This window comes from Ketobacter sp. GenoA1 (assembly GCF_003671475.1).
Lineage (GTDB): Bacteria > Pseudomonadota > Gammaproteobacteria > Pseudomonadales > Ketobacteraceae > Ketobacter.
Map to the genome: position 1 here is coordinate 518,881 of NZ_RCHM01000009.1, position 22,887 is coordinate 541,767.

General features: G+C 56.1%; 18 protein-coding genes. 7 read left to right on the forward strand and 11 right to left on the reverse strand.

The window, feature by feature from the left end:
- Positions 1-95 precede the first annotated feature (95 nt).
- Positions 96-1,967: a PilZ domain-containing protein gene (locus tag D9N13_RS03815; RefSeq protein WP_290586061.1), complete on the forward strand. Its 1,872-nt coding sequence runs from the start codon at positions 96-98 to the stop codon at positions 1,965-1,967.
- 18 nt (positions 1,968-1,985) lie between these two features.
- On the opposite strand, the gene D9N13_RS03820 is transcribed toward D9N13_RS03815, so the two are convergent.
- Both D9N13_RS03820 and D9N13_RS03825 read right to left on the reverse strand, forming a co-directional pair.
- Entirely contained in the window at positions 1,986-2,417 is a 432-nt protein-coding gene (locus D9N13_RS03820; RefSeq protein WP_290586064.1) for a group I truncated hemoglobin, read from the reverse strand.
- A 5-nt stretch (positions 2,418-2,422) separates the two neighbouring features.
- Positions 2,423-3,277 (reverse strand): DUF3034 family protein, encoded by an 855-nt coding sequence (locus D9N13_RS03825; RefSeq protein WP_290586067.1) that lies wholly within the window; start codon positions 3,275-3,277, stop codon positions 2,423-2,425.
- Positions 3,278-3,613: 336 nt separating this feature from the next.
- Here D9N13_RS03825 and D9N13_RS03830 point away from each other — a divergent pair, with 336 nt between their 5' ends.
- Genes D9N13_RS03830 through D9N13_RS03845 form a run of 4 tightly spaced genes read left to right on the forward strand, consistent with a single transcriptional unit; the run spans position 3,614 to position 7,644 of the window.
- On the forward strand, positions 3,614-4,312 hold the full coding sequence (locus tag D9N13_RS03830; RefSeq protein WP_290586070.1) for a DUF3348 family protein: 699 nt from the start codon (positions 3,614-3,616) through the stop codon (positions 4,310-4,312).
- Positions 4,309-6,291: a DUF802 domain-containing protein gene (locus tag D9N13_RS03835; RefSeq protein WP_290586073.1), complete on the forward strand. Its 1,983-nt coding sequence runs from the start codon at positions 4,309-4,311 to the stop codon at positions 6,289-6,291. The genes D9N13_RS03830 and D9N13_RS03835 overlap by 4 nt, the downstream gene beginning before the upstream one ends.
- Positions 6,291-6,929: an OmpA family protein gene (locus tag D9N13_RS03840; RefSeq protein ID WP_290586076.1), complete on the forward strand. Its 639-nt coding sequence runs from the start codon at positions 6,291-6,293 to the stop codon at positions 6,927-6,929. Before D9N13_RS03835 ends, D9N13_RS03840 begins: the two co-directional genes overlap by 1 nt.
- On the forward strand, positions 6,922-7,644 hold the full coding sequence (locus D9N13_RS03845; protein ID WP_290586078.1) for a DUF2894 domain-containing protein: 723 nt from the start codon (positions 6,922-6,924) through the stop codon (positions 7,642-7,644). Before D9N13_RS03840 ends, D9N13_RS03845 begins: the two co-directional genes overlap by 8 nt.
- Here D9N13_RS03845 and D9N13_RS03850 read toward each other — a convergent pair.
- The 4 genes from D9N13_RS03850 to D9N13_RS03865 form a co-directional block, all read right to left on the reverse strand.
- Positions 7,638-9,980, reverse strand: coding sequence for a putative bifunctional diguanylate cyclase/phosphodiesterase (locus D9N13_RS03850; protein ID WP_290586080.1), 2,343 nt, complete (start codon positions 9,978-9,980; stop codon positions 7,638-7,640). The genes D9N13_RS03845 and D9N13_RS03850 overlap by 7 nt on opposite strands.
- Positions 9,970-10,644 carry a methylamine utilization protein gene (locus tag D9N13_RS03855; RefSeq protein ID WP_290586083.1) on the reverse strand — a complete coding sequence of 225 codons (675 nt, stop codon included), beginning with the start codon at positions 10,642-10,644 and terminating at the stop codon, positions 9,970-9,972. The genes D9N13_RS03850 and D9N13_RS03855 overlap by 11 nt, the downstream gene beginning before the upstream one ends.
- Before the next feature lie 91 nt (positions 10,645-10,735).
- Positions 10,736-13,048, reverse strand: coding sequence for an efflux RND transporter permease subunit (locus tag D9N13_RS03860; RefSeq protein WP_290586086.1), 2,313 nt, complete (start codon positions 13,046-13,048; stop codon positions 10,736-10,738).
- 375 nt (positions 13,049-13,423) lie between these two features.
- The gene (locus tag D9N13_RS03865) at positions 13,424-13,705 is read right to left on the reverse strand and encodes a pyrimidine/purine nucleoside phosphorylase (protein WP_290586089.1); all 282 of its coding nucleotides are present in this window, start codon (positions 13,703-13,705) and stop codon (positions 13,424-13,426) included.
- 140 nt (positions 13,706-13,845) lie between these two features.
- Here D9N13_RS03865 and D9N13_RS03870 point away from each other — a divergent pair, with 140 nt between their 5' ends.
- The gene (locus D9N13_RS03870) at positions 13,846-15,087 is read left to right on the forward strand and encodes an NADH:flavin oxidoreductase/NADH oxidase family protein (protein WP_290586092.1); all 1,242 of its coding nucleotides are present in this window, start codon (positions 13,846-13,848) and stop codon (positions 15,085-15,087) included.
- A gap of 48 nt (positions 15,088-15,135) precedes the next feature.
- On the opposite strand, the gene D9N13_RS03875 is transcribed toward D9N13_RS03870, so the two are convergent.
- Positions 15,136-15,915, reverse strand: coding sequence for a YdiY family protein (locus D9N13_RS03875; protein ID WP_290586095.1), 780 nt, complete (start codon positions 15,913-15,915; stop codon positions 15,136-15,138).
- 166 nt (positions 15,916-16,081) lie between these two features.
- Here D9N13_RS03875 and D9N13_RS03880 point away from each other — a divergent pair, with 166 nt between their 5' ends.
- Positions 16,082-16,912 (forward strand): DUF2797 domain-containing protein, encoded by an 831-nt coding sequence (locus D9N13_RS03880; RefSeq protein WP_290586632.1) that lies wholly within the window; start codon positions 16,082-16,084, stop codon positions 16,910-16,912.
- Here D9N13_RS03880 and pta read toward each other — a convergent pair.
- The 4 genes from pta to D9N13_RS03895 form a co-directional block, all read right to left on the reverse strand.
- The gene (gene pta / locus D9N13_RS03885; RefSeq protein WP_290586098.1) at positions 16,909-19,056 is read right to left on the reverse strand and encodes a phosphate acetyltransferase; all 2,148 of its coding nucleotides are present in this window, start codon (positions 19,054-19,056) and stop codon (positions 16,909-16,911) included. The two genes, D9N13_RS03880 and pta, sit on opposite strands and share 4 nt — an antisense overlap.
- 19 nt (positions 19,057-19,075) lie before the next feature.
- Positions 19,076-20,275 (reverse strand): acetate/propionate family kinase, encoded by a 1,200-nt coding sequence (locus D9N13_RS03890; RefSeq protein ID WP_290586101.1) that lies wholly within the window; start codon positions 20,273-20,275, stop codon positions 19,076-19,078.
- Between the two features lie 101 nt (positions 20,276-20,376).
- On the reverse strand, positions 20,377-20,529 hold the full coding sequence (ccoM, locus tag D9N13_RS24210; protein WP_411268121.1) for a cytochrome c oxidase subunit CcoM: 153 nt from the start codon (positions 20,527-20,529) through the stop codon (positions 20,377-20,379).
- A gap of 68 nt (positions 20,530-20,597) precedes the next feature.
- Complete coding sequence (locus D9N13_RS03895) at positions 20,598-22,754, reverse strand: S8 family serine peptidase (protein ID WP_290586104.1); 2,157 nt, start codon at positions 22,752-22,754, stop codon at positions 20,598-20,600.
- Positions 22,755-22,887: the final 133 nt, after the last annotated feature.

The window sequence follows — 22,887 nt, forward strand, 5'->3', positions numbered from 1 at the left end:
CAAACTGTTTATTAATACCAAACGCCGTCAAATTGCTTGATGTTCTTGTCCGCTGGCCTATTTTGAGAACTGGGTCACTATTTTGGAACAGTGCAATGGATAGCGAATTCTCCACACTTTTTCTCGTCTCGTTTGCAGACATTGCAGTATGTTTTTTACTTTTCATATTGGTGGTATTGCCTCGATTCAACCGTTGGTCCGGTGCCGAGCAGGGGCAGTTTGAGGGTGCACCGAAAGATTACATACACGATCGTGTATTCAGGGAATACGCCGGGCTTTATTTTCTGACCTTCGTCGCCATTGCGTTTGTAATCAGTCAGGTGCCGGGTCTGAAAGGCGTGTTTCACGGTGCTGTGTCGGCGCTGTTGGCCGATAACCCGCTGGCTCAGCAACTGTTGCTGTTGGGCGAGGATCTGGGGCAGGCCATTTTATCCCCCTATCTGGTGATTTTTATTTTGCTGCTGAAGCTGGTGGCGCCCATTGCCAAGGCGGATGAGCGCTGGCGCAGTTTCTTGCTGTCTTCGGCGCGGGTGCCCCGGGATGCCATGAATCTGAAGCAACAGATTCTGGACGCTTTGGGGGAACTGCCCCTCACGCACAGCGGTTTGGATGCGGTGTTTGTCAGCCTGGAAAAACGCGGCTTTCCCGATTTCTGGGATCGGGTTGCCCGCCACAGCGGGCCCTTGGATTCACCTTTGGTGGCCGGGCGTCTGCTGGCCAGGAACCTGTATCTGGTTCGCCTCAATCATGAGTTTGAAAACCATTATCCCGGCGTGAACGATCTGCAGCGCATGGAAAGCCGCCTGCTTGAGATTGCCGGCGTGTTGCCGGCCGTGCAGGACAGTGAAAACACCCTGGCGGTACAGGAATATTTGAACGAATTGGAAACGCTGCAACGCACGCTTTGCGAGATGCTGGCCAAGAATTGCGTTAAATCCTATCCCGAGGCCGGGGATCGAAATGCATTGCTGAAACGTTACGGCTTCATACTCAAATATATGGATAATAAGGAGTTGGACCTGCGTTTGCCCGTCGCCATGGTGTTTCTGGGCACGTTCGTCGTCACCGCATTGTGTGTCATGTTTTTCCTTGCCCTGTTCGACTTTGCGGGGGTTTTCAATCGCCGGGGAGATTGGTTTACCGAGGCCAGGCTGGTGGGGTGGACCATCGGTGGTGGATTGTCCTATGTGTTGGCGGTGGCCAGTGGATTTTACGTGAATGAAACTCTGCGTAACCAATTTGGTGATCGTAATCTGGCGACTTATATTTTTGCGTTCCTGGTGGCGGCCATGGCATCCATGGTGTTTTTTGCCCTATCCAGAGAGCAGTTCAAGCCGCCCTTTGTGTTGCTGGCCATCAACTTTGGGCTGCTGGCCATTGTGGTCATCCGCAGCCGGGGCAGGGGCCTCATGAGCCAGCGGGCGGTGAAGAAAAAGGCCACCCAGATTGCACTGCAGTATGCGCTGATTTCCGCTGTGCTGCAGGTCATGATTCGCATCACGTTCTACGTCTTTAATCGTGAAAACTGGACGCTTATTGGCTTGCTGGATGAATTGAGCCTGCCGCTGTTTTTTCTGTTCGGGTTCGTTCGGGGCGGGGCGATTGCGTTTCTTGTGGCCTATGTGTTTATGGATTGTGAGCGGGTGTATTTGCAGACTGCCCGCCGCAAGTATCCACGCATTCGCGTCGGTAATGCGGTGCATTGTGAGATTGCCGGTCAACCGGCGGACGTGGTGGTGCTGGATTTGTCCGAAAAGGGCGCCATGTTGCGGCTGAATACACAATTGAATGCTGAAACAGGTGTGCAGGCCGGTGACAAGGTGTCGCTGCTGTTCAGCTTCGGCCGTATGGAAGGTCAGATCATGACAGTGAAATCGCACCAGGCTCGAGTTTGTTTTGATAGTAAACGTTCAGCGGCAGAAGGCATTCAGCATTATATCGATGAAGAAATGGGGCTGGCGGTGTAACTGCCAGCCTGGGGATGATTATTGGTAAATGATATCGGGGCGGGTTGGAGCCAGTAGCGCCAGCAATTTGTTTTGTGTGGGGTGGGCGATGCCGCTGCGATTCATGGCGGCAATCAACAGATCCACTGTCTGATTGAACTCCGCTTCAGTAATGTTCATATTGGTGTGTACATCCACCATACTGTCTCCGCTGTAGCGGCAGGGGCCGCCACTGAGTTCGCAGACCTGTTCGATGAACTTCTCCCTGAAGCGGTCCAGGTCCGTTTCTTCAAAATGACGCACGATGTTTTTATCAAAACCGATTTCATAAATAAAGTTGTCGGTGATACGGGTGATGCCTTCCATGCCCCCCAATTCATGATAGAGCGCGTCATCAGTGGGCTGGGTTTGACAGGCCGGCAGGCAGGCCAGCAATACCAGCAGTGAACACAGTTTCAGAAATCGCAACATGGGGATCACCATAGATATCCGGTTAGCGAAACATAGGCACCGGACTGATTATCCTCGCCGGCAATGATGCCCAGATCAGCCCAGGCGAAGGTGATGTTGAACTGTTTGTTGGGTAGGTACGCCACAAATACATCATGGGCATCTTCCTCTTCCAGTGCACTCAGGTTGTCGGGCTTCTGACGGTATTCGAACCCGATGGCCAACTGCCGGCTGAGCAGTGCGGCAACGGCAGCCTCGGCCATGACTTCATGGCTGTCGTTGTTGTCACCGCCGTAACCCAGGAGTCCGAACTGATTGGCTTTGGTGGCCCGCAGGGTCAGATCCCATACCAGGTTATAGCCCCACAGTACACCCAGATGGGCCTTGCTGACGGCAAGGTAAAGATCCGTGCCGTGATCCGTATCCTGCGCCCCGATGGCGGACGCGATAGCATCATTCTCCAGTTCCTTGTACTGCACACCCACGGCCATTTGCGGCCAGTTGCCGTACACAATGTCACCCATCACCCGTGCTTTCAGGCCCAGAATACGCTGATTGATTTCCCGCTCGCCAAACGGCACGTTTTTCAGTTCAAAGGTCTGTCGGGCCAGGCTGAGTTCAAGGCGGTCGTAGATGCTGGCGCTGGCACCAAATACCTGCAACCGATAATCGGGCAGGCTGACGCGGGTCATGAACACGCTGCTGGACCATTCGTCACGGGTGTCGTAACCGCTAAGGGTGGCCCAGGGCACCAGACCGCCCCCACCACTGCCCTCCACCTGGGTGACCCCGGCGGTTTCCTGAAGCTTGCCGGCCCCGGCCTGGGCCCAGCCGGCGAAGGCCAGTACGCCACCGGCCAGTAGATAACGAAGTGTTGTCATGCCGCTTTTCCAATGGATGAACTTTAATCCAGTATAGAGGATATATCCGATCATGCCGGTGGGGTATTGTGCTCCCGAGACAGGCGGTTAGGGGCATTTTCTCCGGCTGACGTGAGCTTTGTTCGGCAACCGGTTGAGCTGGCCAGGCCGATCGCAAGCCGGTCATGGCGGCCTTGAAGTTTCCTCCGGATTGGCCATAATGCGCCTTTATAAAAATACCAAACCGTTACCCGGATGCTCACTTTTTTCACGTGGTTTTTTGCGCCATATGCCTGAAATTCTAGCTGTTTTTTCCACTGGCTTGCTGTTCTACAAGCCTGGAGTTCCAAGTCTTTCATGAATCAAGCTGTTGCTTCTGCTCCCCATCGCAATGCCCGTCTTGTCAGGCTGCTTACCGAGCTGGCCATGATTGAGGAGGATTGGCCCCATAAAGACTTTGCCGATCGCCTGGGGCAGATGCTGAGCTTCGCTGACTCCATTGTGTTGGCGGATGCCCACAAGGTGAAGCCGGAGCGCGGCTTTGTGGTGGTAACGGATTCCTGTGAGGATCTGAAACAGGCGGTGCTGCACACCAAAATCAAACTGGTGAACGGGGTCATTCAAAGCTGTGCAGGGGCAGCGGACCGCCCCAAGATCCGCTGGCCCGATCTTGAGGAAACCGCCAGTGAGATTCCTTTCGAGCGTTATCACCGTTTCTATTTATCCCATCAGCGGGATCAGGATCTGGCGTTGCGGGTGGTGCGCTCCAGTGCGCGGGAGGCATTGACCGGCTGTACACCGGCATTGAAAAAACTGGCGGTATTGGATCGAGCTCTTGAAGACACATTGTGGGATCAGACCTACCGCATGCTGGCACTGATTCCCCGTCTGCTGCAGCGTCGCTTTAACCTGCTGCAGCAACAGGCGCAGCCGGGTTGGCTGCAGCAATTTCGCAAAGATGTTCAGGCGCTGTTACTGGCAGAGCTTGATCTGCGCCTGCAACCGGTGTTGGGACTGGTTGAGGCCCTGGAAAGAGAGGTATCCCGAAAATCATGACTCGAATTCTGTTTGCTGCGGCCTTTTTGTTGGGTGCTGCGGCCGTGATCTGGATCGGCGCCGGTTTTATCGGCAATGATCTGTTGGCCTTGACGGTTACCCTGTTGATCGGATTGGTGTACGCCATTGGTTGTTTGGAAATGCTGCAGTACCGGCGGGCAACAGGCACCCTGGTGAATGCATTGCGCCATGTGCCCGGCGATCTGCCGCGTCTGGATCCCTGGCTACTGAAATTGCATCCGGCATTGCAAAACGCCGTCCGTTTGCGCATTGAGGGTGAACGCGTCGCCCTGCCCGGACCGGTGTTCACGCCTTACCTGGTGGGGTTGCTGGTGATGCTGGGTTTGCTGGGAACCTTTATTGGCATGGTGGTCACTCTGAACGGTGCGGTACTGGCATTGGAGGGAACCACTGAATTGCAGGCCATGCGGGCGGGATTGGCCACCCCCATTAAAGGGCTCGGCCTGGCCTTTGGAACCTCCGTTGCCGGGGTGGCTGCATCTGCCATGCTGGGTCTCATTTCCACCATCAGCCGTCGCGAGCGGATGCAGGCCAGCGCATCACTGGATCAATCCATCGCCGCGGAATTCCGTGGTTTTTCACTGCAGCATAATCGGCAGGAAACCTACAAAGCCATGCAGTATCAGGCGCAGGCATTGCCACAGGTGGCAGAGCGTCTGCAGTACATGGCGCAGCAGATTGAGTCCATGACCCGTGCCATGACCGATGCCGTGCAGCAGGGACAGGTGCAGTTTCAGGATACCGCAACCCAGCGCTTCAGCGAACTGGCCGCTGCAGTGGAAACGTCATTGAAAACGAGCCTGGCAGAAAGCGCCCGACTGGTGGGGGATAGTATTCAGCCCCTGGTGGAGGCCACGGTGGCCACGGTGGCCCAGCAGTCCCAGCAGGCCCAACAGAATTTGCAGGACCAGACCCAGGCGTGTTTGCAGACGGCCACGGACCGCTTTGCCGATACCGCGGTTACGGTGGGCCAGGCCTGGCAAAGTGGATTGCAGGCCGCCAGCGATAGTTTGGTGGCCCATTGGCAGGAGAACAGCAAGCAGCTGCAGGCGCTGCAACGGCAGGCACTGGAGGATTTGAATGCGCGGGCTGACCGGGTTACGCACGCGGCCGAACACAGCAGCACCCGCTTGTTGCAGGAGTGGACGCAGGTACTGGATCGCACCAGTGACCTGGTGGATGCGCGCCTGCAGACGGAAACCCAGTGGCTGGAGCAACAGAACGGCCGCATGGAACAACTGGTGGAAACGGTTCGGCAGGAGCTGTCGGCGCTGCGTGCAGAGGAGAGTCATCGTGCCGCAGCGGCGGTTGAACGCCTGGCGGACCTGGAGAGCACGGTGGCCGGACACCTGACACAACTGGGCAGCGCTCTGGAATCGCCTATGTTGCAGTTAATCGAAACCGCGTCCCAGGCACCCAAAGCCGCCGCCGAAGTGCTGGAGCAGTTGCGCCGTGAAATCTCCAACAATATAGAGCGGGATAACGAATTGTTGCAGGAACGCCAGAACCTCATGGCGGAACTCAATCGGGTGTTGAGCTCGCTGGAGCTGACATCCTCCGAGCAACGGGCTGCCATCGAGTCGCTGGCCGGAGCCTCGACCCGTCAACTGGCCCAGATCAGCGCGCAGTTTGAACAACAGGTGGCAACGGAAACCGGTAAGCTGGCGGAGATGGCCGATCATCTGGAAGCCAGTGCCGTGGACGTGTCCAGTCTCAGTGAAGCGTTCGGTTACGCGGTTGAATTGTTCAGTGAATCCAACAGCAAATTGATTGAGAACCTGAGCCGGGTGGAGGCGGCGTTGGATAAGTCCAGCAGCCGCAGCGATGAGCAGCTGGCGTACTACGTGGCCCAGGCTCGGGAGATCATTGATCTCAGTATGATGTCGCAGAAGGAGATCATCGAAGAACTGCGGCACAAGTCTGAAGCCGCACCGACGGGCGCAGAAGAGGTCAGCTGATGGAATCACTGGATGATCAGGTAGCCTCCACACCCATTTGGGCCATCTTCGGAGATCTGATGTCCGGACTGGTGGGCGTTTTTGTGCTGGTACTGGTGTGGGTCATGGGGATTCAGCTGGAACTCACCCAAAACCTGGAACAGGAGGTGCAGAAACGCCAGCAGGAAGAACAGCGCAGAATGGCCCTGGAAGCCGCGTTGGCGGAGCCCCTGGCCAAGGGTCGAATCACCCTGGATAACGGGCGCATCGGTATCAGTGGCAGTGTCCTGTTCGCATTGAATTCTGACGAGCTGCAGCCCCAGGGCCGACAGCTTCTGCAATCCCTGGTGGCGCCATTGCAGATTTATCTGGGGCAACATGATGAACTGTTGATGGTGAGTGGCTTTACCGATGATCTGCCTATCCAGAAGAACAACAATCGCTATCAGGATAACTGGGAACTGTCCGCACAACGGGCGTTGACGGTGACCCGTGCCCTGATCGAAGAAGGCATGCCCAGGGCTCGGGTGTTCGCCGCCGCCTTTGGCGCACAGCAACCGGTGGCCTCCAATGGGGACAGTGCCGGCCGCGCCCGCAATCGGCGGGTGGAAATGGCACCGGTACCCCGGGGTCGACAACAGGAGCTGGCCGATGAATGAGGTGGCAGACCGCAGCCCCGCCGAAGCTGAACAGCTGGCCAAGCTGCAACGGATCTTGGCAACGCTGCGCCAATCAGTTCCGGCGGCGGATCTGGTAGCCCTGCACCGGGCCGATGCGTTGCTGCGCCATGCGTCAAACTGTCGACCTTCCCTGAGCCGGCGCTTGCTGCACCAGGCCGAGCAGGTCTTGCACAGCGTACAAGGCCGGGCCCGGGGGCGAGCTGCTGCCGAGGCAAACAGTGCGGAAATTGAGTCGGCCCGTAGCAGCGATACTGCCACCCTGGCGCAGCTGGTAGCGTTGCTGAATCAGCGGCGGGCCCGGGGCGCGGCAGCGGAGCCGGCCACCTTTGAAGCCGTGTTGCGACGCCAGGAAGTGGATGCCCTGCGCCAGGTGGACGACGAAGCAGCGGTGGCGGATCTGGATGCCCTGGCGCCGGTTACCGAATTGAAAGCACTGCAGGCGTTTCGCGAAGAATGGGCCAGGCGCAGCACGGAAAAAGCCGTGGCCAAGGCGTTGGATGACGCGCCGGAAGATGCCGGCCCGCTCAACGCCCACCGCCTGGTGGTGCGCTCACTGATGACAATGCAGGATGTGGCGCCGGATTATCTGGGGCGGTTTGTGAATCAGATTGAAACTCTGCTCTGGCTGGAGCAGGCCGGCAATCGTTTACTGGCGAAAGAACCCCAAGCCGGAAAGGGCAGGCGACGTCATTGATTGGCGGCCCGTTGCCGACTGCTGAACTCTTCCACCCAATTGAGTACGTCCTTGGCCGGTAACGGCCGGCTTAGATAGAAACCCTGTAACCAATCGCAGCCCCACTCCCTTAACAGGTCCATGGATTGCTGGTTTTCGACGCCTTCTGCCACCACCTTCAGATTGAAACTGTGGGCCAGTTCAATGGTGGACTTCACAATGATTTGATCATCGGCCAGTTGATCCAGTTGCAGAACGAAGCTCTTGTCAATTTTCAATTCCGTCACCGGCATGTGTTTCAGTTGTGACAGGGAGGAGTAGCCGGTACCGAAGTCATCAATGGCCAGATCAAAACCGGCTTGGCGAAAGCGTTGCAACAGATCAATGGCCTGTTTGGAATCGCGCATGATTTCACTTTCCGTAATTTCAAAAGCCAGACTGCCGGCGGTCAGTTGGTAGCGTTCCAGTTGCTGGTGAATGCTGTCCAGCAGGTTTTTGCGGGACAGATCCTTGGCCGACAGGTTAATGGCCACCTGGGCATCGAATTGCTGTTCCTTCCACTGGGCAATCTGCCTGATGACGGCGGCCAGCACCCAATCGGTCACATTGCCGATCAGTCCGGCCTGTTCTGCCAAGGGGATGAACAGGTCCGGTGGTATGAAACCCTGCTCCGGGTGTATCCAGCGGATCAAGGCCTCAAAGCGAAAAATGGTGCTGTCCCGGGCCAGTACTTTGGGTTGGAAGTACATCTGCAATTGCCCGTTATCCTGTGCCAGGGTAGCCTTCAGGTCTGCCAGTAATTGCAGGCGTTTGAGGTGTGTTTCTTCCATCTGGCGGTCGTAAAACGCCAGCCCCAGTTGCTCGCGACGGGCCATATCCAGCGCGATACTGGCCTGCTGTACCAGCTGATCCGCCTGGGTGCTGTCCTTCGGCGCTGTGGATACTCCCATGGAGAATTTCAGGGTAATTTCCAATTGCTGGATACGGTAGGCGCCGGACAGCATTGCCAGTACGTTTTCCGCAGTGCCTTCCAGGCTGCACTCCAGGGGGATCACCACCAGAAATTCATCGCCACCCAGACGGGCGGCAAAGCAATCCTCTTCCGGCAGCTGACTCAGGCGTTCTCCGATCTGTTTCAGGCACTGATCCCCCACCACATGACCAAAGGTGTCGTTGACGATTCGGAAATCCAGAATGTTGATACAGATGACCGCAATGGGTTTGAACTGCGCCCGGTCCAGATGCTGGCTCAACCGGGTAATAACATGTTGGCGGTTGATCAGTTTGGTGAGTGGATCGTGGTGGGCCTGGTACATGATACGGGCCTCACGCTCGGCCAATCCTTCCTGCATGGTTTCAAAGGCGTTGGCCAGTTCGTTAATTTCCTGGGTGTTGCGATTGGCATTCACCTGAAGACCGAATTCACCGTTGGCAATACGGCTGGCGGTGTGCGCCAGTACGCGTATCGGGGTGGCCAGGTTGCGGGTGATGATGAGGCCACCGGCCACCGCCAGTAAAGCACCGATCAAGGTGATGACAATGATACGCCATTGCAGGAGATCAAATTCACGAAAGGCTTTCTCCACCGGGTAGGAGAGGAAAATACCGGCTTCATTCTGATTGGCCTGATTCAGCTCCAACTGCAGGGTGGCGAATTGCGGCCGGCCGAACAATGGTAGCCGCTTGGTGGAATAAGGCACGTAGGCTTCGTCCACCGCCAGAGCCCAGTCTGTGGCGGGCAGGGTGGAGGCAATGACAGTGCGGTTCAACTGATCGTTGGCATAGAAGGTAATATCCAGCCCGGTCAGCTCTTGCCACTGATTGGCCAGATTCTGGTTGAGTTCGAATCCCACCATGGCAATGGCGATGGGCAGTGGCGCTTTCACCGGAAGGAGTATGACCTGGTAGAGGCGGCCGTTCATGACCAGGTAATCGTTGGCTCCTCCGTTGCTGAGGCTGGCGCGAATGAAGTAGTCCTGATTGAACTGGGTGTTAATCTGTTCGGTATCGGATGCCAGCAGTTCGCCCTGCAGTGACAGCAGCGCCATCAGGTCAGCGCCGATGCGTTCACCGTGGTTGTGAAGCACACTTTTTATGGTCTCCTGATCCCGGGTGGCCGCGGCCTGCTTGAAGCCGAAATCCGAGGTCAGTACCTCGGCGGAACTGAGTAACTGATCCTCCCGGTTGCGCAACAGCTGTTGCAGTGTGCTTTCCGCGGTGGACAGATTGGAGTCGATCTGTTCATTGCTGTGGTTGCTGGTGGAAAACCACACCGCCAATGCAACCGTAATGGCCATCGCCACCAATATGCCGATCACAAAACGAAGTATGCGGACCTGCAGGGAACTAACGGCCATGGTTTCTGAACCGGTCAGAGCCGAAGCCGCGCTTTTCCGGGGTTGCCAGCGGTGGTTTCAGGCGCAACTGCAGTGTGATGGGCTGTCCCGCCGGATGCGGCGGGAGGGAGTGGTGTTCCATCTGACTGAAACCACTTGCCAGCTCCGGGTGCCAGATTCTTACCCCATCCTGGGTGGCAAGTGTTGCCTGGCCGTTGTCATCGGTTTGGGCCCAGAGTGAGGTGTCGCTCACCACAATAAAGCCCAGCATTTGGTCATGGATGTTGCAGCCCAGCACCACAATACCCGCTTGTTCGAACTCTATGGGGTGTTCAGGTTGTTTCGCATACAGTTTGAGTTCAAAGGTTTTGGGCTGGGAGAAGGAATACACATGGTGGCGGATATTGTCGCTGTTGGGAAAGTTGACCCGGCGACCCTGTTCAATCACCAGCACCTTGGGGGCAAAGGCCTTGTCGATCTGATCCATGATGGCCGGTGGCATATCCCGATTCCGATCCACGGCAACGGCCGGCGGTTGCCCGCCCGCCAGAATGACGGCATTGGGAATGGGTTTCCCTTGCATGTCAATGAGTTGCAGAGACACAGGGGGGGCCTCAGCACGGGCGGAAACGCATCCCAATGCCACGACAGCGAACACGATGGCGAACGTGAAGGATAGTTGCAAGGAAACCAGCCCTTTGTGAAACATAGGTGTTTAAAAACACGGTTTTTTTCAGTATAGCAAAGGGCTGAAACTTGGCAGCGTTGTTTGTAACCTACTGATCTGCAGCAGTTTCTATTGAAGGCGTAGTGCGGGCCCGGGTACTCCAGGCCAGCCATGCCGGCAGGGCCAGCAAATCGAACAGCAAGGCCAGCAGGATAATGAGCCCGGTGGCGTTGCCCATGTCACTGTTGAGTTTGAAGCTTGAACTGCCCAGCAGGAGGAACCCGGCCGCCAGGAGTACGCTGGTGATAATGATGGGCGCACCGGCGTGGGCAAGCACCTGTTCCAGCGCCTGGGTGCCTTCCTGGCCGCGGCTGCGTTCTTTCTTGTAGCGACTCAGAAAATGAACGGTGTCATCCACCACCACACCCAGGCACATTCCGCCCACCAGCGCCATGGACAAACCCAGCTCGCCGACCATCAGCCCCCACAGGCCAAACACCGCCAAGATGGGCACCAGGTTGGGTAATAAACTCAACAAGCCCAGGCGGACCGAGCCCAGCACCATGCCCAGAGCCAGGGAAATCAGCAGCAGAGCGGTCAACACACCGATTATCATGCTCTTGATATTCTTTTGGCCGATGTGGGCAAACATCAACATGGGGCTGGAGCTGGTGGTGTGCCATTGCGGAAACACCGTTTTGATGTGCTGATTGATGCGGGATTCCAGCCCCAGCATATCCTGAGAGGAAATATTGTGCAGGGTCACAACCACCCGGGTGGCCCGCCGGTCCATACTGATGCGGTCTGACAGGTCCAGACCGAACGGCAGCGACATTTCGTACATCAACAGATACTGGGCTGCCAGGTCCGGGCTGTGCGGCAGGCGGTATTCCTGCGGGCGGCCACCGTTCATGTTCTGGTTGATCTGTTTGAGGGTGTCGCTGATGCTGGTGACATGACGGACTTCAGGTTGTTGCAACAGCCACTGTTGGAAAGCATCCAGTTCCTGCAACAGAGCGGGGTCCACTGCGCTGCTGGAGCCGGCGCGGCTGATGGCGTATTCCACGGTATAGATACCGGTCAGATGCTCATCCGTATAATCGGTGGAGACACGAAAGTGGGTGCTGTCATCAAAGTATTCAACGAACTCATCATTCAGTGTGTTATTACCGATGAACAGGCTCAGACCCACTGCACTGCCGCCTACAAAAAGCAGGGTCAGGGCGCTGTGTCGGGTAACCAGCTTCACCAGCAGCGGCACCAGGGTGCGGTTGACCAGCAATTCCTGCCTGGGTACGGCGCCACTGAGATGCAGGAACGCGGGGAGGAAGGTCAGTGACAGCAGCGTTGCCAGGGTAACGCCAACGGCAACGATATTGCCCAGATCGTGATAGGGGGGCACATCGCTGAAATTCATGGTGACAAAGCCGACCAGTGTGGTGACCCCAGCAATCAGCATGGGCCTCAGGTTGTCAGCGATGGCACGATCCACATTGCCCCTGCATGGCGCAGACCACTGCAGGCGTAGAAAGGTATTGGCGATGTGCACGGAATGAGCAACAGCGATGGTCAGTATGACCATGGGCGCGATGGCCGATGGTGAAGACAGTTGGATGCCCATCCAGCCGCCGGCGCCCATGCCGCCAAGGGCGGAAAACAGAATCACCAGCACGATGCCGGCGGTGGCTTTCCAGCTTTGCAGCAGGTAACCCAAACCCAGAATAACGATCAGCAGCATGATGGGCAGTAATGTGGCCATGTCGGTCCGGGCGCTTTCGGAAAAGGTGTTGGACATCATGATCATGCCGGTTAAATCCACCCTGGCGCCGGGATCCATGGATTGGATCAGGGCTTCAACCTGATGGCCGTGGGCCACAATGGCCGCGGCTTCTTGCGGTGAATGGCCGGGTTTGTTGATGGTCACCAGCAGGCCGGTGACATCCGCCTCGGGGGAAAGCAGGCGGTTAACCAGCATGGGTTCCTGCCGGGCAAACTGTTCGATGGTGTGAATGTTGCTGGCGGATAAGGTGAGGGTGTCCGGCACCAGATTGTCCACCAGCAGTTCGTCGCCCCGGGCCTCGGTACGTTGAAAGTTGGTGAGGGTGTCCACCCGGGTGGAGTAGGGGGTTTTCCACAGTTCGTCGGTGGCGGCCTGTATGGTCCGCAGACTGTTTTTGGTAAATACGCTACCGGAAGAAGGGGTGTAAACCAGCAGCAACTTTTCCGATGCGCTGAAGTTGTCCTGCAGGTGGTTGAAGGCCACCAGTTGGGGATTGTCCGGACTGAAGAAGACCCGGTAATCCACATTAAACCTGAGCTGCCCCAGGCCGCCGGCGAGCAGTAACACCAGTAGCAGAGGAAGCAACAGGAACAGCCACGGTGAGCGGGCAACGTTTAAGCCCGACGTCCTTGTCTGTGTCAAAGTGATAACTCCTAGAACACTATTCGTCTGCGTCAGATAAAACTGATCCCCGGATCAGTTCCGCTGTCCGTGCGAAGCTGTCTAAATCCCTTTAACGCTGCTGCAAGCAGTGACGAAAACCAAATACAACGCAACACCTGCTACGTCTGCTCAAACCAAGCGGACAGTACAGGCACCCCCCAATCTGGATCACCAAACTAGTTGAACTTGGTTAATACTATCAGGGATATTGATGAGCGCGCATCCCAAGAATGATTGGAATTTCGTTTTTGTTGTGTATGTAACGGCTAAAATGCGTAACAGCTATCACAAACGTAAGGTGAGCTGACGGGCTGGGCGAGCCAACCCACAGGCCGAACGGCACGCTAAAAGCGCTTACTCGTAGGTGCAAAGGTAAGCGCTGTCCTGCTCTATTTTGAGCTTGAAGCGGGTGTTGGCGGCAACGACAAAGCTGTCGTTGCGGCGGTAGGTGATCCAATCGTCTCTGCCTGGCAGTTGTACCGTCATCGCGCCGCTGATCACGGTCATGGTTTCCTTCTGTGCGGTGGAAAATTCATATTCGCCGGCTGCCATAACGCCGACGGTGGCGGGCAGCGCTTCACCCTGAAAAGCAATGGATACCACTTTGCCATCAAAATACTCGTTACTTTTAAACATGCTAATGCTCCAGAAAAGGTGGCGGGATTGTAGCACGCCGGGGGCTGGGAACCAGCGGCCACAGCGGGATTGACGAGGGGGATTTTATGCGATAGTTTCACAACTATCGAAATGTTCTAAGGTCACTATCGGAGGTTCCTGTGTCATCACTGGAGGCATTAGCCCAACCACTGACGTTGCGTTGCGGCGCGGTCATCAAGAACAGAATCGGTAAATCTGCCATGAGTGAGGCGTTGGCAACCGCCGACAACCGGCCCACCGACTTACTGGTGAATCTTTACGATGCCTGGGCCCAGGGCGGTACCGGCCTGGTGATCACCGGCAATATCATGGTGGATCGATTGGCGCTGGGTGAACCCGGTAACGTGGCCATCGAAGATGAACGTGATCTGGCGCGCCTGAAACAGTGGGCGGAGGTTGGTTCCCGGCAGGACACGCAGCTTTGGGTGCAGCTCAATCATCCTGGAAAACAGTCGCCCAATATGGTGACAAAGCAACCGGTGGCCCCGTCTGCGATCCCGCTGGAAGCGCGTTTCTCCCGTTATTTCAACCCGCCCCGTGAGCTGAATGAGGCGGATATCCATGACATTATCCAGCGTTTCGCCCGCGCGGCCGCCGTGGTGAAGCAGGCCGGGTTTGGCGGGGTGCAGATTCACGGTGCCCATGGTTACCTGGTGAGCCAGTTTTTATCGCCCCATCACAATCAGAGAACGGATCAGTGGGGAGGCAGCTTGCAGAACCGGGCGCGTTTTGTGATGGAGATCTACCGGGCGATCCGGGAGCAGGTGGGGGCTGAGTTCCCGGTGTCCATCAAACTGAACTCAGCGGATTTTCAGCGTGGTGGATTTACCGAAGAGGAATCCATGGCGGTGGTGGAGATGCTGGATCAGGCCGGTATGGACCTGATCGAAATCTCGGGTGGTAATTACGAATCACCCAACATGACCGGCAAAAATGTCAAAGCCAGCACTGCGGCGCGGGAGGCGTATTTTATGGAGTATGCCGAGCAGATCCGCACCCGGGTTCAGACCGCATTGATGGTGACCGGTGGTTTCCGTTCTGCCGAAGGCATGGTCAGGGCCATCGAAAGTGGCGCCACGGATATGGTGGGGCTGGCCCGTCCGCTGGCAGTGGAGCCGGATTTCAGCAGGCGGCTGCTCAACGGCCAGGTTTCCTCCAGCCCTGTCAAACCCCGTATTACCGGTATCAAGGCGATCGATGATATGGCGATGATGGAAACGGTCTGGTATGCGCGGCAGTTGGAACGGATTGCCAAAGGCAAACCAGCGCGCATCAACGAAAGTCCGGTACTGGTGTTGCTGCGGCAAATGATGCTGTCGGGCCTGAAAGGGTTCAAGACCCAGCGCTTACGGGCAAATTAGCCAGCGGGCACGGGTGCCCGCTGCGGATGCCTAAAGCTGCGGATGCCTTTAAAAGTTGTACACCAGTGAGGTGGTGTATTCGGTGTTGGTCTTTTTGTTGTCGATGGGTGGGTCGGCGTCCAGGTTTTTCGCCGGCTCACTGTCATGGGTGACTTTATAATGGACTTTCAGGTCCAGTTGATCGGTAAGCTTGACCGACAGCGCCGCGTCCAGCAGGGTTCGGAAATCGCTGAAATCGTCGGTACTGGGCTGGTAGTAGGCGGTTGCCGAAATGACAATCTGATCATTGAGGCGGTGTTGGTAGGCGGTGTAGGAGTTGATCCGCCAGGTCCAGGTTTTTTCTTCGTAGGAGCCAAGATCCAATACTTCCCGCTCGCGAAAGCCGCCCAAACCGATTGACAGGGAAAACACCTTTGCATCCTGGGCCACCACATAGCGGCCGCCACCGCCGGCCAGGGAACGGGAAACCAGATTGTCAAACTCATCTTCCTCCCACTGAATGAAGCCTTCCGTAGCCCAGCGTTCATCCAGCACATGAATCCAGCGTGCATGTACAAAACTTTCATCGGTGTCTTTGATATCACGGGTGGTGCCGTATTCCCGTTCCACGATTCCCAGATAGATATCGTTATTGCGGCGGAAGGTGATCTTGGCGGCGCCGGTGTAGGTTTCTTCCCGGCTGTTTCCGGTTTCGCCATCCAGGCTCAACTCGATGTGTCCACCCCAGCCTGCTTCCGGCAGGCCGGGTCTTTCACTTTCTATATTGGATATGGCCAGTGCATGTGATGATGCCAGCAGGACAGCGGCAAATAGCATTAACGTGCGCATGGTTTCCCCCCCCCGGGTTGACTGCTTCAAGCGAGGGAGTATACGGATTTGCCGGCTTGAATTACAAGTGAGTGGACACTTCACTGGTGTTTGACCCGGTCAAGGATGATTGGTAGCTTAGCCAGCCTATGAGAGCAGGGTAGTCAAACGGGGTGAATGATCTGTGATGCACAGTACGCAACTGGTAGGCACGTTGGCAAAGATGAAAACCGCATTGGGTGATCAGGTTGAGTACCGGTTACCGGTGGGGGATGAGAGGCTGGATCTGAATCCGTTTTTGGGCAAGCCCATCAAACTGACCTTCACTGAGCAGATTTTCTGTACCCATTGCGGTCGTAAAACCAAAAAGAGTTTTGATCAGGGTTATTGCTACCCGTGTTTTCGCTCTTTGGCGCAGTGTGACACCTGTATCATCAAGCCTGAGCAGTGTCATTTTGAGGAGGGCACCTGCCGCGAACCGGACTGGGCGCGGAATTTTTGCTTTCAGGGGCACACGGTTTACCTCGCTAATTCCTCCGGTATCAAGGTGGGTATTACCCGCAACGATCAGGTGCCCACCCGCTGGATAGATCAGGGGGCGATTCAGGCGCTGCCGGTGTTTCAGGTACAAAACCGATTTCACTCCGGGCTGGTGGAAATCACGTTGGGAAAATACGTAGCCGACAAAACCCGCTGGCAGGCCATGTTGAAAAACCAGGTTACTGAGCTGGACATGATTGCAGAGCGGGACAAGCTGCTGCAGCAATGCCAATTGGAACTGGATGCGCTGCAGGATCAACTGGGGGAGCACGCCGTGGTTGCCATGACCGATGCCCAGCCGGTGAACATAACCTATCCCGTGCTTGAATACCCAAGTAAAGTGGTGAGCCTGAACTTCGACAAGACACCGGAAGTCGCAGGTACCTTGTTGGGGATCAAAGGCCAGTACCTGCTGCTGGACAGCGGTGTCATCAATATCCGCAAGTTCACCGGTTACCAGGTGGAAGTCGCCGTTTAGTCCGGCGTTGTTTCCTGGGCCTGAATTGCGGTGAGGGCGATGGTGTAGATGATGTCGTCCACATTGGCACCCCGTGATAAATCGTTGACCGGTTTTTTCAGCCCCTGCAACATGGGGCCGATACTCACCACATTGGCACTGCGCTGCACCGCTTTGTAGGTGGTGTTGCCCGTGTTCAGATCCGGAAAAATCAATACCGTGGCACTCCCCGCCACCTCGCTGCTGGGGGCTTTTTTGCTGGCCACCTTGGGAATAATGGCAGCGTCGTATTGCAATGGCCCGTCAATGGTGATGTCGGGGCGCTTCTTCTTCACCTGTTGCGTGGCGGCGCGCACTTTATCCACGTCAACACCCGCACCCGATTCCATCGTGCTGTAGCTGATCATGGCCACTTTGGGGGTGATGCCAAAGGCGTGGGCCGAGTCCGCACTTTCAATGGCAATGTCCGCCAGTTGTTCAGCATTGGGGTCAGGGTTAATGGCGCAATCACCGAAAATCAACACCTGATCCGGCAGGCACATGAAGAAAATGGAGGACACAATATTCACTCCGGGTTTGGTGCGGATCAACTGCAGGGCGGGGCGAATGGTGTTGGCGGTGGTGTGGACGGCACCGGAAACCAATCCATCCACGTCATCCTGGTATAACATGAGGGTGCCCAGCACCACGTTATCCTCCAGTTCCTGCTTGGCTCTCTGTTCTGTAATCCCTTTGTGCCGACGTAGCTCCATCAGCAATTCAAGATAGTCGTTACGGATGGATTCCGGATCCAGAAGGGTCAAACCGTCGGGTAAGTCCAATCCGTTGGACTGTGCCACCTGCCTGATGGTGGCCGGCTCCCCCAACAGGATACAGTCTGCAATGCGCCGGTGATGACAGGTGATGGCGGCCTGAATCGTGCGTGGCTCATCGCCTTCCGGCAGTATGATGCGCTGGCTGCTGGTGCGGGCTTTTTGCACCAGGCGGTAACGAAACGCCGCCGGTGACAGGCGTGGGTGGCTGTCGCTGCCGACAAAGGATTTGAGCCAGGGCTTGTCCAGGTTCTGGGCAATGGTGTCCATCAGAACATGAATGCGCTGGGTATCGTCCACGGGTAAGCGGTTGTCGAAACCCGGCAGCAGGTTCACCACCTGATAGGTGTCCTGCTCCACCTGGTAGAGAGGCAACCCCATTTCAATGGCCGACTGACAAAAGGCCAGTGTATCGCTGTTGTCTGATTCTGTGCCGGTAAACAGGATTCCGGCCAGTGCCACGCCATTGTGCTGCGCCATCGCCACTGCAATCAGTATGTCTGAGCGGTCGTGGGAGGTGATGACCAGTGTGCCGGGTTGCAGTTGAGGCACAACCGATTCCACATGCTGGCTGGCAATTACCACGTGGTGTACTCGCCGCTGTTGCGCTTCACCCTGGGCAATGCTGCTGCACTTCAGGTAGGCCATGACATCAGCGGTTCGGGGTGCGGTCAAATCGCGGTTCCAGGGGATGGCCCCGATCAGATGAAAATCATCCCGTTGCAGAACCGGCAGTTGGTTGGCAAGGGTGTCGTGCCCGAATGCGGCGTTGTAGGTGGGGCTGGTAATGTCCGGGCGAATGTTGCCGTGCCGGTCCAGGGGGGCGTTGAGCATGTTGATGATCGTACCCAACACCCGCGAATCGTTGATGCCGCCGAACTGTTTAGCCGTACTTGACAGGCGGCTGTTCAGCTCTTGCACGCTGTTGGCCTGGGGGGTGGTGATCAGAATTACCTGCGCATCCAGTGCGCGGGCCAACTGGATATTAAATTGGTCGAACAACGCCTCGTGGATGCTTTCGTTGACCCCCTCAATAAGCATTACTTCCGGTTCTTCGCCCTCATATTGATCCAGAACTTCCTGATGCAGGGATAGGATGTCTTCCATCAGTCGTTCAATATGACCGTCGGCAATACGATCCTTGGCCTGCTGGAAACCAATGGGCAGGGGAGGCGTGCAGGAGCTGTACTGCTCCACCAGGGCGGCAGAGCGATCCTGGCCGGTACTGGAGAACGAAATGGGTTTGAAATAGGCCACCCGCAACCCCATTTGATCCAGCGCATGGATCATGCCGAGGCAGATTGAGGTTAATCCCACACCGGAATCGGTGGGTGTCAGTAACAGCGTTTTCAAGATGGCACCTCGTTCTGTTTTACAGGCTAAGCAGTTGTTGGAACGTTAGTTGGGCAATCATCCACTCTTCATTGGCGGGTATCACGTAAACCGGCCTGGAGTGCGCCGCGGCAATATTGCGAATGGATTGTTGTTTGGCCGGGCTGGCGTGATTGGCGGTATCATCCAGGGCAAATCCCAGGGCCGATAGCCATTGCACCGTACGCTGGCGGATGTGCGCTGAATGCTCACCGATTCCGGCACTGAACACAATCATCTCGATGCTGCCCAGGGGCACCAGATACGAGGCGATGTACTTTGCCAGCCGATAGCAGAATAACTCGACCGCCAGCGTCGCATCTGTCTGGCCCTCGGCACTTGCCTGCAGCACTTTGCGCATGTCGCTGCTGCTGCCGGAAACACCAAGCAGGCCACTATCGCGGTTAAGTTGCCGGGTCAGTGTTTCGATGTTCACGTCCAGCTTTGCGCACAAATATTCCGCCAGTCCCGGATCCAGGTCGCCACAGCGACTGCCCATGACCAATCCTTCCAGTGGGGTGAATCCCATGCTCGTATCCACACTTTTACCGTCTTTGATGGCACAGACACTGCAACCATTGCCCAGATGGGCAGAAACAATGCGCGAGGGTAAATTCCCCGCGCGTAAAATCCGGCCTGCTGTTTCGGCAATATAGTGATGATTGATACCATGAAACCCGAAGCGCCGCACGCCCAGTTGCTGACGCCAGGAAACAGGCACCGCATAGGTGTGGGCGATGGCAGGCAGTGTGCTGTGGAATGCGGTGTCGAACACGGCCACCTGAGGTAGTGCGGGAGACTGTTTCTCGCAGGCCTCTATGCCGGCAAGATTGGCGGGATTATGCAGTGGTGCAAATTCTATGTTGTCTTCAATCCGTTGCCGGGTATCGGGTGACAGGACCACGGCCTGGGTTGCCTGGTGTCCGCCATGCACCACGCGGTGGCCAACGGCCTGAATCGATTGCAATACGCCGGCCTGATCCAGACCGGCCAGAATTTTTTCGAGCGCGCAATGGTGATTCGCCGATGGCAGAGTGTCGCTGTGTTCGTTATCGTTGAGAGTGTAAGTCAGGCTGGCCTGCGCCGTACCGAGCCCGGAGGCTTGTCCATAGCAATCTGGCTGTGCGGCGTTTTCACGAAACACCGCAAATTTGACAGAAGAACTGCCACCATTGATGACGAGCACCGCATTACCTGACATAGCTATTACCCTGAATCCACTGTTGTCAGTATGGTAACAGCTATGCCACGGCAAGTTGAATCAGCAGAACCGATATGTTCCGCTGATTACGCAATGGGTGATTATTTGACGTGACTGCTTTCGTCTTTTTTCTTGTGCGAATCCTGATAGATGAATATCCCTATTCCCAGTAAAAACGCCAAGGTTCCACCCACTACAATAAGACCGGATATAACAACGTCATCTAAGAACATGGGACATGCCTCCTCTTCCATAGTTACTACTATAACAGCAGGAAAAGGAGGGGTATTGACTCACATCAAGGTGAATGCCTCTTCTGTGATCAAGGCTCCGGCACCATCAGTACGGCGTCCGCCACCACGGTGCCGTTGGCATTGAGGTTGGATAATTCAATGGTGTGAGTTCCGCTTTCAAACCAATACCTGCCCATGTCCATCCACTGGCCTTCGTTCTGCGTTTGATCAGCGGTTTGTTCCGTGATCAGCACGCTGCCGTCAAGCGGATTCTGATGGTGAATCCGGAACAGGGCATTAGTGGCGAAGTTCGGGCCATCCGGCCAGCGGGCGTAAACCCGATAGAAGCCTGCTTCATTGGTAGTGGGTGACCACACAAACACTTTTTCCGGGTCGTTTTCCGTGGCGTAGCGATAGTTCGTACCGTAGTAGCCCGCACGGTAGGTAGAGGGCCACCATTTACCAGTCCAGTCGGTTTCGTCCGTGTTGTCCACGATGATGGCGGCAGTGACGATCAATTCATCCGCTGCCTCTTTAACAGAATCGTAGCCGGTGGACAGGGTGTACTCGAAGGCGCCGTAAGGCACGATCCAGGAGCCACTGTAGATGCCATCGCCTGCCACTTCGTCGTCACCCAGGCCATCGTCATAGATATTAAAGGTTTCGCCGGTGGGTGATACGCTCACCGTAATGTGATCGGCACCGGATGGGGCTGCACAGTTAAAACTTTGCACCTGAATTTGCAGGGTTTCCGTTGGCAGGGCAATCATCTTGTCGGCTTGAGGGGATTGCCGGCGCGTGAATTGCTGGTTGGTGCAGGTGAGTGCGCCAACACCGTTGCTGTCCGCCAGTCGAACCAGGGCGCCGGATACGGTTTTTGTGCTACCGGCAGACAATTTTTTACCACTGCTCATCAACAGGCGTTTAATGGAAAACGCGTCCAGGTGCTGGGTACTGGCATTGGCTTTGAGCATGGCGATGATGCCTGAAACATAAGCGGTGGCCTGGGAGGAACCGTGGGTGACAACAAAGTCGGCGGCCTCCAAGGGAAAGATGGGGTAGGTCGGTGCGGTACTCAATATATCTTCACCGGGGGCCAGCAGGTCAACCGACCAGCGGCCATAGCTGCTGCCGCTCCAAAGTTCACCCTGATTGTTGGAGGCGGCCACTGAAATGATGTTGCTGTTTTCAAATGAGGCAGGATAGTAGGCCCGCTGGTGGGTGGCCTGATCAATGCTCCAGCTGTTGTTGCCCGCTGCCGCCACCACCGGAATGTCGGCGGCTTCCAACAGGTCCGCCAGTAAATACATTTCCGGCGTATCCAGCAGGTAATCCTCACCCACGGTGGGAAACAGCAGGCCATACAGGTTGATGAATTTCGACATGCCGCCGGAGGCGTTAATCACTGCAATGTTTACCCCCGCCTGCTTCAGATTGTAAAAGTACCAGAGGCATTCACGAATGGCGGTTTCCTTTGCTGCCGGCACTGAAACCCCAGGCACCAATGGCAGCACATCGTCTTCAATTTTTGCGGATTGACAGGTGGCAACCTGTATGTTGTCTTCCAATCCCGCCACACCCACGATGCCCCCATGATAGTCTGCGCTGGCATTGTTGCCCTCTGCCGCCATGACGCCGGCCATGTTGGTACCGTGGCCTGCTTCATTGTCGATGGGATCGCCCGCAGCTGCGTTCAACGAACCATCCGCATTCAGCCGCGGCACCAGAACACTGATACCGTGACAGTCATTCAGATACCCGTTTCCGTCGCCGTCGATGTTATCTTCACAACCATCATCGATGCCATTCAGGTTGTTGTCCGTGCCGGTGGCTTCACCGGGATTCATCCAGACTTTGTTGGCCAGATCCGGGTGATTGTAGTCGATGCCGGTATCAATGAGCGCGATCACCACTTTGTTTTGGCTGAGCCCGCTGGCAGGAACGAACGCGTTCCAGCCTTCTGCGGCGTTAATATCCATATCCTGTATACCCGGTGCAGTGTAACTGTTGCAGACGTAGTTGCCACCACTGATGTCCGGACGTTCAGCGCAGGTACCGGTTGCTGCGGCCTGTTCTGAACTCACGTTGGCGGGAACCGTCTCAGCGGTTCGGATGATGTTCTCCAAACCCCATAATTCGTGGGACAGCAAATCGTTGGTTTGTTGAACGGCAATGGAGGAATGGCTAAAGGTAATTGCAGAAATGGCACAGGTCGTTGCCATGACTTTGAACGTAATACTACTCATCGGTGAACCCCGTAATGATAACAACACTAATATCTCGGGAGCGGTACAGCAAACGGTACCGCTATAGTATTCAGAGTAGACTAAAAATTACCCATGACAGGAAACTTCAGTGAATTTCTCCCGATTGTCACAG

Coding starts and splice junctions, on each gene's coding strand:
- D9N13_RS03865 (WP_290586089.1), bottom strand. CDS start 13,705: ATGTTTAAAAGTAACGAGTATTTTGATGGCAAAGTGGTATCCATTGCT.
- D9N13_RS03815 (WP_290586061.1), top strand. CDS start 96: ATGGATAGCGAATTCTCCACACTTTTTCTCGTCTCGTTTGCAGACATT.
- D9N13_RS03820 (WP_290586064.1), bottom strand. CDS start 2,417: ATGTTGCGATTTCTGAAACTGTGTTCACTGCTGGTATTGCTGGCCTGC.
- D9N13_RS03880 (WP_290586632.1), top strand. CDS start 16,082: ATGCACAGTACGCAACTGGTAGGCACGTTGGCAAAGATGAAAACCGCA.
- D9N13_RS03890 (WP_290586101.1), bottom strand. CDS start 20,275: ATGTCAGGTAATGCGGTGCTCGTCATCAATGGTGGCAGTTCTTCTGTC.
- ccoM (WP_411268121.1), bottom strand. CDS start 20,529: ATGGAAGAGGAGGCATGTCCCATGTTCTTAGATGACGTTGTTATATCC.
- D9N13_RS03895 (WP_290586104.1), bottom strand. CDS start 22,754: ATGAGTAGTATTACGTTCAAAGTCATGGCAACGACCTGTGCCATTTCT.
- D9N13_RS03835 (WP_290586073.1), top strand. CDS start 4,309: ATGACTCGAATTCTGTTTGCTGCGGCCTTTTTGTTGGGTGCTGCGGCC.
- D9N13_RS03850 (WP_290586080.1), bottom strand. CDS start 9,980: ATGGCCGTTAGTTCCCTGCAGGTCCGCATACTTCGTTTTGTGATCGGC.
- D9N13_RS03825 (WP_290586067.1), bottom strand. CDS start 3,277: ATGACAACACTTCGTTATCTACTGGCCGGTGGCGTACTGGCCTTCGCC.
- D9N13_RS03845 (WP_290586078.1), top strand. CDS start 6,922: ATGAATGAGGTGGCAGACCGCAGCCCCGCCGAAGCTGAACAGCTGGCC.
- D9N13_RS03830 (WP_290586070.1), top strand. CDS start 3,614: ATGAATCAAGCTGTTGCTTCTGCTCCCCATCGCAATGCCCGTCTTGTC.
- D9N13_RS03840 (WP_290586076.1), top strand. CDS start 6,291: ATGGAATCACTGGATGATCAGGTAGCCTCCACACCCATTTGGGCCATC.
- D9N13_RS03875 (WP_290586095.1), bottom strand. CDS start 15,915: ATGCGCACGTTAATGCTATTTGCCGCTGTCCTGCTGGCATCATCACAT.